Origin of the sequence: Granulibacter bethesdensis CGDNIH1 (genome assembly GCF_000014285.2) — a bacterium.
GTDB lineage: Bacteria > Pseudomonadota > Alphaproteobacteria > Acetobacterales > Acetobacteraceae > Granulibacter > Granulibacter bethesdensis.
The window spans coordinates 411,450-424,728 of sequence record NC_008343.2 but is presented as its reverse complement, the minus strand read 5'-3'; the positions used below and the strand labels follow the sequence as shown (position 1 = coordinate 424,728).

The window sequence follows — 13,279 nt, the reverse complement described above, 5'->3', positions numbered from 1 at the left end:
AGCCTTCTAGCGTAACTTGTTTTACGGCGGAACCCGGCCTTTCATTTTTCGGGTGCTGATCCCATCCCGCAGAAACGGGGATGAGATCAGATCCATTTTCAAAAGTGCCGCGAGTTCTTCAGCAATATAGGGCTCACCCATTTCATGGACTTCATCGACCACGAATTTTCGATGACAGGCCATACCCGGTCAATCAGAAGGAAACGGTCATCGACAGGTTGTAGGACCGCCCCAGCCCCGGCAGGGCACGCAGGACGCCCGTTGCATCGAAATCACCCAGCGACAGACCACCAAGCGGAAGATAATATTTCTGATCGAATATATTCTCGATCCCCCCTTCCACTTTCACGTTTTTCCAGTTGTAGCCAGCCCCCAGACCAAACAGCGCATAACCCGGTGTGCGCGGTTCGTTTCTGGTCGGGTCGATGATGGTCTTGCTGTTGACGAAGGTAGCCTCGGCACGCCCACTCCAGTTGCCGCGCGTCTCGTACAGACCGATCAGCCCGTTAATCGGCATCATGTGATACAGGCTATGGCGGGTCTCCAGATCCTCACCCCGCACATAGCTCAACGTGCCGCCGAGTTCACCATGGCCCCAGCGCGCGGAATGCCACAGCCGCGCCGAACCCGACACATTGACGCCATAGAGCTGCGCATTGTGGTTGGCGAACTGAAGCTGATTGAAGTCGCTCGACAGGGATTTCAGCAGATTGGCGTTAATGAAACCCTCTACGTAGGTGTAGAAGGGCTGAATACTGATTTTCCAGCGTTCCTGCTCCGGATCGCGGAACAGGACGGTGGTGCTGATCGTATGCGCGATTTCCGGCTTCAGATCCGGATTGCCGATATAGCCATTCCCATCTCCGAACCATCCGATCATCTGGCTGGTCATGGCGCTCCGCCCCCAGGCATAGCGCTCATACAGATTGGGGGAACGCGTCTTGCGGGCGTAACCGCCTTCAAGGCTGATCATGTCCGACACACGGTAACGTCCCAGTGCGGTAACATCGAAATTCACATCGGTCCGCCCCCGAGACATGGCGTTGAAGGCCCTGGCGGCGGCGGCATCGGGATTGCTCATGCCGCCCATCATGCCACCCGTACCCATCATCATCCCGCCGGAAGAATAGGGCGATACCTCCCCGGTATTCATCATCACGATATCGTTGCGGAAACCGAGCAGGGAAGAAAACCGGTTGGTCCAGCGGGATTCCCACTCAGCAAAATGACCCAGCCGGTCACGATGCCCGTTATTGATGTTGTGATAGGTATCCGGCCCCATCATCATGCTGCCCATCAATGGCGGCCACCAGTCGTTCAGCCCCTGATGATCGAAAGAACTGCCAAGGCGCAGCGTGTTCCAGCTTCCCAGTGGAATGGTCGCCTTGATGGCATAACCGGCCAGACGGGAATCCGAATTCATCGGCATGCCGGTAGTGGCGGAATGGCCGCCTTTGTCATCCAGCATGTTCATGACATGGGTAATGCGCTGCCAATAGCCACGCACATCCAGTTCACCCCATGAATAATCACCTTCGTAATGACCGTTCACGAAGGTGGAGCGATTATTGGTCATGTCCATGAACTGATTGGGGAAACCCTCATACGGAATGTCCTGCTGTCCGGCGGTCAGCGTCAGACGATGATTGTCCCGCTTCAGCCCCAGCGTCACCGCATGATTGAAGCTCTGATATTTGGTGGAACGAACGATCCCCGCATCTCCACCGCCTTCGTAGTTACCGGCCTGCGACCATGATCCTTCGTAACGCAGGCTGACAGTATCATTGGCGACCGTGACCGCGCCGGACGTACCGACCGTATTACCATTGCTGCGGTAACTGGCCGTCACATGGCCGGTCGCCAGAATGGACTTGTCCTTCGAGAAGATCGGATCGGCCCGTTCCACCGAAACGGTACCGGCAATGCTGTCACCCCCCGCGCTGACCGGAGTAATCCCGGCAATCACGCTCGCTGTTTTCACCATGCCGGGGTCCACATAGGACAGGGCCGGGTTCATATGGTTGGGACAGGCCGCGCTGATCCGCACCCCATCGACCTCCGTCGCCACACGGTCGTCATTCATGCCGTTGATGACCGGCAGGGCCGAGACACGACCAGCCTGATAGAAACTGACGCCCGCCACTCCTTTGAACAGTTCGGCGGTATCGGGGCTGTTCAGCCGGTTACGATTCATCATGGTCTGCGACACTGTCGTCTTATCCAGTGGCTCCTCGATCAGCGAAAGCGGACTGTCCCCCAGCACACGCAAGGTGGGCAGGGGAGCAGAGTCGACCATGGGGTTGGGGGCAGAAGCAGCGCCTTGCGCCCATGCGGGAGAAAAAGGCCATCCTGCAGCCAGCATATTGCCAGCAAGAATGGTTCCGGAGGCGAGCAGCGCAGCACGCCCTGCCCGACCTTGAAGATGCCTGATCATATGAAAAATCCTGACCTGATGTTTGAAAAGATGCGCACACGATCGACGCGTCGCTTTCAGGCAGGGACAGGAGGGCCTCGTGCATAGGCGGACAGCCACCCCGAACCGGGTGGCGCGCGTGGCTGCATGACGCGCCGGACAATGCGCACCCATATGCCGGAAGAGAGCGGTGGCAACACGGGCATGACCAGCAATGCTGCCGCCATGGCCAGAAACACACAGATGGAGCAGGCCTGATGCTGATCATGCCCCGGTTGGTCATGGTCCCGTTGCACATGCCCCCCATGATGCATGTGCACCATCAGTTCATGCGGCACCGTGACAGACATATCCGCCTCGTGGGAGGCATCAAGGCAGTCACCTTCCCTCAACGAGGCATCTGTCGGCACATTCACCGGATCGGTCAGCAACAGTCCGGTCAGACGCTCCAGCGCGGCACGCGGCACCTCACCGGGACGGGACAATGCCATCAGCGCCATCTGCGCCAGCATGCCCGCGATGACCAGAATCACCAGCACCCGCGCCAGTACACCCTGCATCAGCCGGAGAGACAGCCGGTGCTGAAGGATGCGGGACTGGCGGAACAAGGACCGCAACTGGATCATGATGGAGGCGTGCTTAACGTCGGCTCCCTGCCACTGCAAGGACCATGTATCCATTTCATCAGCCATGAGGTCTGTTTTGTCGGCTGCTGTGGTACCTGCATCGGTACAGGCCTGCCTGCCACGACCGTTGACGATCGCACCACGCGGGTTCATCCATACGCCCCTCATGCCGCGTCAGGACCAGCCCCGTAGCCGTACCGCCCGCCCGGATGCCCGATATCGGGCTGATCAGGACGCCGTACAGGATCCAGACTTCATCCGCCGTGGCCCGCCGCCAGGTCGTTCAAAGCGGCGACCGTCTCCCCCTCCTCCCTCCTCCCGGCGCAAGGGAGAGACTGCGAAAGAAACGGTTTCCAACCGGAAGAAATGGCGCTGGCTGCGCTGGGGGATCATGGTCCTGATCTGGGGTGGCCTCACAGCGGCGGTGTTTCTGGTCTATTTCGCCTGGGATCTGCCGCGTCCCGAGGAAGCGCTTGATGCGCCACGCCGACCCAGCCTGATTCTGCGCGATCAGGAAGGATTGACCTTCGCCACCTATGGCGATGTGGTGGGGGAAAGCCTGCGGCTGGGCGACATGCCCCGCGCCATGCAGGACGCAGCCGTTTCCGTGGAAGACCGCCGCTTCTGGTCCCATGGCGCCATCGACCCGATCGGCATCGCCCGGGCAATCTGGGTCAATCTCAGCTCCGGCCGTCTGCGGCAGGGTGGCTCCACCATTACCCAGCAGGTAGCAAAAACCCTGTTCCTGTCCAACGAGCGCACCCTGCGCCGGAAAGTGCAGGAACTCATGCTGACCATATGGCTGTCCGAGCATTTCACCCGGCAGGAAATTCTCGAAATATGGCTCAATCGCGTCTATCTCGGCGCAGGTGCATGGGGGGTGGATGCGGCGGCGCATGTCTATTTCGGCATCTCCGCCCGTCATCTGAACATCTGGCAGGCCGCCATGCTGGCCGGATTACCGCGCGCACCCTCCCGGTTTAACCCGAGGGTCGATCCCGCCGCCGCCATTGCAAGGACCAAGGAAGTTCTTCAGGCCATGGTGGAAACCCACGTGCTGACCGCCGCGCAGGCAAGCGCCGAAGCCGCGAAAATCTCTTTCCGTCAGCAGGCCCCGACCGGCGCCCCATGGTTTGCCGACTGGGCGGCGGAACGGGCACAGAGCCTGTTGCCGCAAGGGGCCGATGCCGTCATCAGAACGACGCTGGACAGCCATATCCAGAGCATTGCCGAAGCGCGCCTGACCGCCATGCTGGACGGCCCCGGTGCCGCGGCGAATGTGCATGAGGCCGCCGTGGTGGTCATGGATGCCCGCACCGGGGCGGTGCGCGCCATGGTAGGCGGGGCCGATTACCGGCACAGCTCCTTCAACCGCGCCACGATCATGCGGCGTCAGCCCGGCTCCTCCTTCAAGCCTTTCGTCTGGCTGGTGGCGATGGAAAATGGCGAGGAACCGGATGATACCGTGTCGGATGCCCCCATCAGGGTCGGCAACTGGAGCCCCTCCAACTATGAGCCCGGCTCGGTGGGTGACATCACGCTGGAAACGGCGCTGGCCCATTCCGTCAATACGGCAGCCGTCCGTCTGCTGCTGCGTGATGGCGGACCCGCCGCCGTGATCGAGGCCGCGCATCGTCTGGGGGTGGAGGATAATTTCCCCCGCAATGCCTCCATCGCATTGGGAACCGCCGATGCTGGATTGCTGGAAATGACCGCCGCCTATGCCAGTTTTTTCAATGGCGGCTATCGCGTGACCCCCCGTGCCATCGAGGCAGGCACCGCCGATCATCGCCCGATCCAGATCACCGCACCGGTCGGGGAAGCAGTCATGACGCCGGAAGTCTCAAAGGACATGACCCGCATGCTGCAAGCCGTGGTGGCGCGAGGCACCGGCCGGGCCGCCTCCATTCCCGGACATATGGTGGGCGGCAAGACCGGAACCACACAGGATTACCGTGATGCGTGGTTTATCGGCTGCGTTGATGATCGTACCGTCATCGGGGTGTGGGTCGGCAATGACGACAGAACGCCCATGCGAAACATTACAGGCGGCAGCCTGCCCGCACGCCTGTTCCATGACATCGCCGCCGCCCTGCCGCCCACCCGTTACTGAGAGGGCATCCTCGCCTCAATCCTGTCGTATCTCCAACCCCACCGCGGCAAGCGCCTCGGCCTGACGGCGTGCCATATCCTCGCTGGAGAAGCCTTCGATCATTTCCTGAAACAGGCGATACCAGTTCAGCTCCGCCTTCAACCGCAGAAAAACGCTGCCAAGTCCAATCGCCGAGCGGTCCATCAGCACGAATTCACGCGGCGGACGCACACCGCCAGTGCGCTTCAGCCCCTGATGCACACGCTCCGCCACTGCCCGGCCGAAATTCGGATCATCGGTTTCCTGAATCGGGCGCACCCTGTCCTGCATCAACGGTTCATACAGGAAGCGCGCCCATTCATTGAGGACTGCCAGTTTTTCGTTATTCAGATCGGTGAAGCCCCATGTGCGATAGGCGTCCATGGCACGTTCGTCATCGCCATCCCGCACCGCTTCATAGAGAGCGATGACCCCCCGCACGAAACGTGGCGGAAACACGCGGATCGCCCCGAAATCGAGCAGGTTGACGTGGCCTTCCTCTGTCACCTGATAATTGCCGAGATGCGGATCGCCATGGATCACGCCATAGCGATACAGGGGGATATACCAGGCACGGAACAGCGCCTCGGCAATGCGGTTGCGCTCCTCCTGCGGCGGGTCTTCCTTCAGACGCTGCAACAGCGGACGCCCGTTGAGCCATGTCATGGTCAACAGACGGCGGGAGCTGAGTTCAGGCACCGGCTCCGGCACATGGACCGTCGGCGTGCCGGACAGCAGGGAGGCATAAAGCCGCATCTGCTTCGCCTCACGCTCGTAATCCAGTTCCTCCCGGAAACGATCGGCGAGTTCCTCGTAAATATCCTCCTGCTGGATGGCGTTATCCATCCGCCGGTACACGGCCATGGCCATGCGAAGCTGACGCAGATCGGCTTCCACCGTGCTGGTCATGTCCGGATATTGCAGCTTGCAGGCCACATCGCGCCCGTCATGCAGCCGGGCGCGATGCACCTGCCCCAGACTGGCCGCCGCAGCCGCCGTTTCAGAGAACGATTCGAAGCGGGATTGCCAGTCCGGTCCAAGCTCACCGCTCATCCGGCGCCGCACGAAGGCAGGCCCCATCGGCGGCGCATTGGACTGCAACTCCGCCAGTTGCGCGGCATATTCCGCCGGAAGCGCATCCGGCACGGTGGAAAGAAACTGCGCCACCTTCATCAGCGGTCCCTTCAGCCCGCCGAGAATCACCCGCAGATCATCGGCATGGGCCGAACGATCGGTTTTGACGCCGAATACACGCTCCCCCGCCACACGCGCGGCGATACCGCCAACCGCGCCGGAGGTACGGGCCAAACGCCGCACCTCCCCGAACAGGCTGCGCCGCTCGTCATTCGCCATCAGGCGCTCTCCTCCAGCGCGTCGATAAAGCCGGCAATCACATCCAGCCCCTTCTTCCAGAAAGCCGGATCAGAGGCATCCAGCCCGAATGGAGCCAACAGCTCACGGTGCCGCTTCGTTCCCCCGGCCCGCAACATATCCATGTATTTCTGCTGAAAATCGGGATGCCCATCCTGAAACACTGCATACAGCGCATTCACCAGACAATCGCCGAACGCATAGGCATACACATAGAACGGCGTGTGGATGAAATGTGGAATATAGGCCCAGAACACATCATATTCCGGCGTGAAGTCAAAGACCGGGCCGAGGCTTTCGACCTGAACCTGACGCCAGATTTCCCCCAGCCGCTCCGGCAGGATCTCCCCGGATCGACGCTCGTTGTGCACCCGCGTCTCGAACTCGTAGAACGCGGTCTGGCGCACCACGGTGTTGAGCATATCCTCCACCTTGGAGGCCAGCATCAGACGGCGGCGCACAGGATCGGTCTCGGCCTCCAGCATGGCGCGGAAAGTCAGCATCTCCCCGAAGACAGAAGCCGTTTCCGCCAGCGTCAGCGGCGTGTTGGAGAGCATATAGCCCTGCGCCTGCCCGGCCACCACCTGATGCACCCCATGGCCCAACTCATGGGCCAGCGTCATGACGTCCCGGGTACGGCCATGATAGTTCAGCAGAATGTAGGGATGCACCGAAGGCACGGTCGGGTGTGCAAACGCCCCACCCGACTTGCCCGGCAGTAAACGGGCATCAATCCATGGGTGATCAAAAAACCGGCTGCCTATCTCCGCCATCTCCGGTGAGAACGCGCCATATGCATCCAGCACCCGGCGTTTTGCCTCCGGCCAGGGAATCTCCCGGTCATCATCGCCCGGCAGAGGGGCATTGCGGTCCCAGTGACTGAGTTTATCCAACCCCAGCCATTTCGCTTTCAGCGCATAATACCGATGCGACAGCCGCCCGTAATCGGCACGAACGGCGGAGACCAGCGCATCCACCACCTCATCCTCGACCATATTGGCCCGGTTGCGATAGCTGCCCGGACGCTCGTAATGGCGCAGCGTATCGACGATCTCCTTATCCTTCGCCAGCGTGTTGGTGATGAAGGAGAACAGCCGTTTCTGAGCACCGAACGCGGCCCCGATCGCCTTTCCGGCTTCCTCCCGCATCGTACGGTTGCCTGAGGACAGACGGTTCAACGCGGCACTGACCGTCAGTTCCTCCCCGCCCACCGTGACGCGCATGGCGGCGATGGTCTCATCGAACAGACGGGTCCAGGCGGAATGGCCGGTCACATCCTTTTCATGCAGGGCTTTCTCGACGTCGTCAGAAAGCTGATGCGGGCGGAACACGCGCAGATCACGCAGGAAGGGCTGCCACCGTGCCGCCTTTGGATCGGCCAGTTGCCGTTCCAGTGTTGCGTCATCCAGCCGGTTCAGTTCCAGTGTGAAAAAGATCAGATGGCTGCTGATCCCCGTCACACGCTCATTCATCGACTGGTAGAAGCGACCGATTTCAGGATCGGAGCTGTCTTCGCTGAAGCGCAACTGGGCGTAGGACATCAGGCGCCCGAGAATTTCCTCGATCCGCTCATAGTCGCGCAGGGCCTCATCCAGCCCAGCCCCGTCCAGACCGGCCAGTTGACCGGCATAGCGCTCCGCGAACCGGACCGAGTCGCGGGTCGCCGCGGCAATATCAGCCTCCAGCGCCGGACTGTCCGGACCGGGATACAGATCGGACAGATCCCATGCCGGAAGCTGTCCGCCCGCATCACTGCCGGACCCGGCGGTGACAGCCTGCCCGTCCGGTGTATGGACACCCTGAAGTCGATAACGCATGCGGAGCCATCCTTGTCATTCGTCAGGCTCCAGCATTTAAGCGCCCGGGCGGCGGCGTCAAACCGTTCCCGCACCAGGCGCGCATGTCTCACATGCCCAGAGCGCGGCGATAAACGTCCAGCAGGCTTTCCATTTCCTCGACTTCCGCAGGCTCCTGCTTGCGGATGCGGATCAGCTGGCGAATCACCTTGACGTCGAATCCGGCGGATTTCGCTTCGGAATAAATATCCTTGATGTCACTGCCGAGGGCTTTGCGCTCCTCTTCCAACCGCTCGATACGATCGATGATGCTGCGCAGACGGTCTGCGGCGATGCCGCCGCTGTTCACGTCATCCGGCTTTCTGTCCGTATCGTCCAAGGCCATGATCCCCGGCTCCTTCCTTAGATACCTGTTGCGCGTCATTATCCCGCAGGCTGCCCACGGATGCACCACGCCGTCAGGCCGGCGGGCATACGCCCGCGCAGGCCACCGGATCAAGCCCGGTACATCCAGATGGGCTTGCAGTCAGTGTGCTTTCTGCGCCTTCTCGAACGCAGCCTGCTGCTCCGGAGTCACCGGTTTCTGATGCAGGGCTTGCCATTCCTTGTAAGGCATCCCGTAAACGATCTCCCGCGCATCGGCATCCGCCAGCGTCAGTCCTTTCTCCTCTGCGGCCTCCCTGTACCAACGGGAGAGACAGTTGCGGCAGAATCCGGCCAGAATCATCAGATCAATATTCTGCACATCGCTGCGTTCGCGCAGGTGATCACGCAGCCTGCGAAAGGCGGCTGCTTCCAGTTCAAGGCGGGTTTGTGCATCGAAATCGGGAACGGGCATTGGCTTTTCTCCTCATGCAGTCCAGAAGGACGGCACAGATGGTGCTATGGCAGGCTGACAGAGATGGCATCGCCCCGGTCGCTGCGCCATACCCGACGGACTAGAACTGCCAGGACGCCATGACACCGGCCACCTGATCAACACAGGTATCCGGGAGGGGGAGAGCAACGATGGAATGGACCGAGGACCGCGCCCGCCGTGCGCTGAACACAATTTTTACCGCCGCGGTGAAGGCTGCCGATCCGCATCAGGTTCTGGCCGCGCATCTGCCCGAAAAGCCGCGCGGGCGCTGCATCGTTGTCGGTGCCGGCAAGTCGGCGGCAGCCATGGCGGCCGCTCTTGAAAACGCATGGCCCGATGTGGACCTGTCCGGCGTCGTGGTTACACGGGACGGGCATACCTGCCCGACACAGCGTATCGACGTTCTGGAAGCCTCCCACCCCGTTCCCGACGCACGCAGTGAAGCCGCTGCACGCCGTATTCTGGAGACCGTGTCCGGGCTGACCGAAGATGATCTGGTGATCGCACTGATTTCCGGCGGCGGCTCCTCCCTGATGGTGCTGCCGGGTGAAGGGCTGACCATCGCTCACAAGCAGGATATCAACCGTGCCCTGCTGCGCTCCGGCGCTACGATCAGCGAAATGAACGCGGTGCGCCGTCAGCTTTCCGGTATCAAGGGTGGCCGTCTGGCTGCCGCCGCGGCTCCGGCACGGGTCATCACACTGGGCATCAGCGACGTCCCGGGCGACGAACCCGCCGTGATCGCCAGCGGACCGACCGTCCCCGATCCCACCACCGCCGAGGATGCAAAGGCCATTCTGAAGCGTTACAGGATCGAGGTTCCGCCGGAAGTCTCCGCGCTGCTGGACCGTGCCGCAGCGGCCAAACCGGCTCAGCCGCAAGGCGATTTCCGCATGATCGCAGCACCGCTGATGGCGCTGGAGGCCGCCGCCGCCGCCGCCCGCGCCGAGGGGCTGACCCCGCTGATCCTCGGCGACAGTCTGGAAGGCGAAAGCCATGTCGCCGGCACCCTGCTGGCCGGAATCGCCCAGAGCGTCCGTCAACATGGCTATCCACTCAAAACCCCTGCCGTGCTTCTGTCCGGTGGTGAAACCACCGTGACTATCGCCAAGGGACAAAGCACCGGACGCGGTGGACGCAATACCGAATTCCTGCTGAGCCTCGCGCTGACCCTGAACGGGGCCAGCAACATCTATGCCGTGGCAGGCGATACGGACGGTATCGACGGAACCGAGGATGCCGCCGGCGCCATCGTGACCCCCGATACACTCGCCCGCGCCCGGGCGAAGGGACTCGATCCCCGCGCCTTCCTCGATGGCCATGACAGCTACTCGCTGTTCGATGCGGTCGGTGATCTGATCAAAACCGGTGCCACCCTGACCAACGTCAACGACATTCGGGCCATCGTTATCCTTTGAGTATCAGACGGGTGGTGACAAACTCAGTCACCACCCGTCCCGCCAACCACCGTTGCAAAAAACTACGCCGGATCAAATCAATGGCCATTCGCTCCCGTCTCCGCCGCCAGCGGCGCACCAAGATCGTCGCGACCATTGGACCGGCCAGCTCCTCGCCCGAGATGCTGGCCCGCCTGTTTCAGGCCGGGGCCGATGTATTCCGCATCAATTTCAGCCACGGCTCCCACAGCGATCACGCCGAGCGCATCCGTGCGATCCGGGAGCTGGAAGCCGAAATGCGCCGCCCCATCGGTATTCTGGCAGACGTACAGGGGCCAAAGCTTCGTGTCGGCATGTTCGGCGGTGGCAGGGCACATCTTCAGACGGGACAGAAATTCCGCCTCGATCTCAGCCCGACCCCCGGGGATCGCGAACGGGTGCAGCTGCCCCACAAGGAAATTATCGAGGCTGCGACCTACGGCACCACCCTGCTGCTGGATGACGGCAAGCTGCGGCTGCATGTGGACCGCAACCGGGGTGATCATCTGGAATGCACCGTGCTGGTCGGCGGTCCGCTCTCCGACCGCAAGGGTGTGAACGTGCCGGATGTGGTGCTGCCGATTCCCGCCCTGACCGAGAAAGACCGCGCCGATCTCGCTTTCGCACTGGACCATGGGGTGGACTATATCGGCCTCTCCTTTGTGCAGCGGGTCGAGGATGTGCTGGAAGCGCGCGCCCTGATTGGCGACCGGGCCTGGATCATGACAAAAATGGAAAAGCCGCAGGCGCTGGAAAACCTCGAAGGCATTCTGGAAGCCTCCGACGCCGTGATGGTGGCGCGTGGCGATCTGGGCGTTGAACTGCCGCCGGAAGAAGTGCCGCTGGCGCAGAAAAACATCATCCGCGCCGCCCGGAAACTGGGCCTGCCCGTGGTCGTGGCAACACAGATGCTGGAAAGCATGATCAATGCGCCCGCCCCGACCCGCGCCGAAGCCTCCGACGTCGCCACTGCCGTGTTTGATGGGGCGGACGCGGTGATGCTCTCGGCGGAGACCGCCGCCGGACAATTTCCGTATGAAGCCGTCAACATCATGGACCGCATCGTTGCCCGCGTGGAGCGCGACGCGGGCTGGCGTGCCATTACCGACTCCAACCGCCCCGCGCCCGAGCCGAAAACCGCCGATGCCATTGCCACCGCGGCCCGGCAGATTGCACAGACCATTCAGGCCCGCGCCATCGCCGCCTACACCGCCAGTGGACGCACCGCCCTGCGCGTAGCCCGGGAGCGCCCGGAATGCCCGGTGATCGGCCTGACGACCGAGGAAAACACGGCCCGTCGTCTGGCCGTAGCCTGGGGAGTCCATGCGGTGGTCACACCCCCCACCCAATCCATGACCGATACGGTCAGCCGTGCCATACGGCATGCGCAGTCGGAAGGATTTGCCTCCGTTGGCGAGGAAATCGTGGTGACCGCCGGTATTCCGTTGGGTCTGAAGGGCGGCACCAACGCAATCCGGGTTGCTTCCGTTATTTGATGACCGGTTTCTTCAGCGCAGGGTCACGGTCCATGTCAGTCGGTCAGCACGATGCAAGCAGGCAGGCTGCTTTATGGCTGGCACGCGTGGCCACTGCCTGCACTGCGCTCATTGCCGCCTCCTGCGCACCTCATACAGGGCATTCCGAACGCTTCACAAACAATAACGATGGCAGTGTAGAGCTGACATTCCTGAACAATCCACCACCGGGAGAGGCACGGAGAGAGTCGCCTTCTCTGTTTGTCTCGGTGGGTGGTGTCCGGATGCAGGCCGTCATGGATACCGGGTCGACCGGCCTCGTAATCAGTGCGACCGCCCTGCCGGAGAATGCGCCATTGCGCGATCTGGGGCCAGCCGAACTGACCTACAGCAGCTCCGGCCGCATCATGATCGGACGGTGGGTACTGACGCGCGTTACCGTAACCGGCGCACACGGGCATCAATTTATCTCCTCCCCCATTCCCGTGCTGGCCGTCACGCACATCGCCTGTCAGCCGACGGCCCGCAGCTGTACGCCAAGCGATCATCCCCGCCACGTCGCCATGCTGGGGATCGGGTTTGCCCGCGAAGGCGACCACCAGCAACAGAGCGGCCCCTCTCACAATCCATTCCTCAATCCCTCCCCCGGCATGGCGGGCGATACAGGCACGCCCGGCTACGTCATCACCTTCCGTTCGGTTCGGATCGGTTTGCCGTCTGGCGGCGCGATGACCCTGGCGAAAAGGGGATTTTCTCTCGTCAAACTGCCCCCTTCCAATATTGAGGGCGACTGGGGACCAATCCCGGCCTGTATCGGCGTCGCCTCTCATTCTCCTGCATGCGGCGGCACAATGCTGATGGATACCGGCGTCACCCGCATGTTCGCGACGGTTCCCGTCACTTGGCTGTCCGATCTCTCCCGCAACGGGGAAGAACTGGCCACCGGAACCCCTGTCACGATCACAGCAGGAGACTCAGCCGCACAATACAGCTTCATCACCGGGGATCCCGGCCTGATGACCCCCTCTGCCGTGATACTGGTTGAAGCCCGCACCGACGGACATGTGCAGCGACCGATCTTCGTCAATACCGGTGTGCATTTCCTCAACGGATATGACTATCTGTACGACGCCACCAATGGCTGGGCAGGTTTCCGCCCACATCGGGGGTAA

At 61.9% G+C, this 13,279-nt stretch carries 10 protein-coding genes; 4 read left to right on the top strand and 6 right to left on the bottom strand.

From position 1 onward, the window contains the following. Positions 1–193 precede the first annotated feature (193 nt). Positions 194–2,434 carry a TonB-dependent receptor gene (locus GBCGDNIH1_RS14280; protein ID WP_011631079.1) on the bottom strand — a complete coding sequence of 747 codons (2,241 nt, stop codon included), beginning with the start codon at positions 2,432–2,434 and terminating at the stop codon, positions 194–196. Positions 2,435–2,490: 56 nt separating this feature from the next. Further along, the gene (locus GBCGDNIH1_RS14275) at positions 2,491–3,105 is read right to left on the bottom strand and encodes a hypothetical protein (RefSeq protein WP_157692803.1); all 615 of its coding nucleotides are present in this window, start codon (positions 3,103–3,105) and stop codon (positions 2,491–2,493) included. A gap of 10 nt (positions 3,106–3,115) precedes the next feature. On the opposite strand from GBCGDNIH1_RS14275, the gene GBCGDNIH1_RS14270 reads away from it, so the two are divergent. Next, positions 3,116–5,152: a transglycosylase domain-containing protein gene (locus GBCGDNIH1_RS14270; protein ID WP_232449669.1), complete on the top strand. Its 2,037-nt coding sequence runs from the start codon at positions 3,116–3,118 to the stop codon at positions 5,150–5,152. Between the two features lie 15 nt (positions 5,153–5,167). Here the strand turns inward: GBCGDNIH1_RS14270 and GBCGDNIH1_RS14265 are convergent, their stop codons facing one another. From GBCGDNIH1_RS14265 to GBCGDNIH1_RS14250, 4 genes are all read right to left on the bottom strand, one after another. Continuing rightward, complete coding sequence (locus GBCGDNIH1_RS14265) at positions 5,168–6,523, bottom strand: ABC1 kinase family protein (RefSeq protein ID WP_011631076.1); 1,356 nt, start codon at positions 6,521–6,523, stop codon at positions 5,168–5,170. Beyond that, on the bottom strand, positions 6,523–8,358 hold the full coding sequence (locus GBCGDNIH1_RS14260; RefSeq protein WP_011631075.1) for a M3 family oligoendopeptidase: 1,836 nt from the start codon (positions 8,356–8,358) through the stop codon (positions 6,523–6,525). Before GBCGDNIH1_RS14260 ends, GBCGDNIH1_RS14265 begins: the two co-directional genes overlap by 1 nt. An 88-nt stretch (positions 8,359–8,446) precedes the next feature. After that, entirely contained in the window at positions 8,447–8,722 is a 276-nt protein-coding gene (locus GBCGDNIH1_RS14255; RefSeq protein WP_025318141.1) for a DUF2312 domain-containing protein, read from the bottom strand. 141 nt (positions 8,723–8,863) lie between these two features. Beyond that, a complete protein-coding gene (locus tag GBCGDNIH1_RS14250; RefSeq protein ID WP_011631073.1) occupies positions 8,864–9,175 on the bottom strand; it encodes a DUF1244 domain-containing protein in 312 nt (103 codons plus the stop codon). 170 nt (positions 9,176–9,345) lie between these two features. Here GBCGDNIH1_RS14250 and GBCGDNIH1_RS14245 point away from each other — a divergent pair, with 170 nt between their 5' ends. The 3 genes from GBCGDNIH1_RS14245 (at position 9,346) to GBCGDNIH1_RS14235 (ending at position 13,279) form a co-directional block, all read left to right on the top strand. Then, positions 9,346–10,614: a glycerate kinase type-2 family protein gene (locus GBCGDNIH1_RS14245; RefSeq protein ID WP_011631072.1), complete on the top strand. Its 1,269-nt coding sequence runs from the start codon at positions 9,346–9,348 to the stop codon at positions 10,612–10,614. 80 nt (positions 10,615–10,694) lie between these two features. Beyond that, the gene (gene pyk / locus GBCGDNIH1_RS14240) at positions 10,695–12,128 is read left to right on the top strand and encodes a pyruvate kinase (protein WP_172822999.1); all 1,434 of its coding nucleotides are present in this window, start codon (positions 10,695–10,697) and stop codon (positions 12,126–12,128) included. 32 nt (positions 12,129–12,160) lie between these two features. Beyond that, positions 12,161–13,279, top strand: a complete 1,119-nt coding sequence (locus GBCGDNIH1_RS14235; RefSeq protein ID WP_125910966.1) for a hypothetical protein — start codon at positions 12,161–12,163, stop codon at positions 13,277–13,279.

Bases quoted from the DNA above. Each gene is read 5' to 3' on its own strand.
- GBCGDNIH1_RS14280 (WP_011631079.1), bottom strand. From the start codon at position 2,434: ATGATCAGGCATCTTCAAGGTCGGGCAGGGCGTGCTGCGCTGCTCGCC.
- GBCGDNIH1_RS14275 (WP_157692803.1), bottom strand. From the start codon at position 3,105: ATGGCTGATGAAATGGATACATGGTCCTTGCAGTGGCAGGGAGCCGAC.
- GBCGDNIH1_RS14265 (WP_011631076.1), bottom strand. From the start codon at position 6,523: ATGGCGAATGACGAGCGGCGCAGCCTGTTCGGGGAGGTGCGGCGTTTG.
- GBCGDNIH1_RS14260 (WP_011631075.1), bottom strand. From the start codon at position 8,358: ATGCGTTATCGACTTCAGGGTGTCCATACACCGGACGGGCAGGCTGTC.
- GBCGDNIH1_RS14255 (WP_025318141.1), bottom strand. From the start codon at position 8,722: ATGGCCTTGGACGATACGGACAGAAAGCCGGATGACGTGAACAGCGGC.
- GBCGDNIH1_RS14250 (WP_011631073.1), bottom strand. From the start codon at position 9,175: ATGCCCGTTCCCGATTTCGATGCACAAACCCGCCTTGAACTGGAAGCA.
- GBCGDNIH1_RS14245 (WP_011631072.1), top strand. From the start codon at position 9,346: ATGGAATGGACCGAGGACCGCGCCCGCCGTGCGCTGAACACAATTTTT.
- pyk (WP_172822999.1), top strand. From the start codon at position 10,695: ATGGCCATTCGCTCCCGTCTCCGCCGCCAGCGGCGCACCAAGATCGTC.
- GBCGDNIH1_RS14235 (WP_125910966.1), top strand. From the start codon at position 12,161: ATGTCAGTCGGTCAGCACGATGCAAGCAGGCAGGCTGCTTTATGGCTG.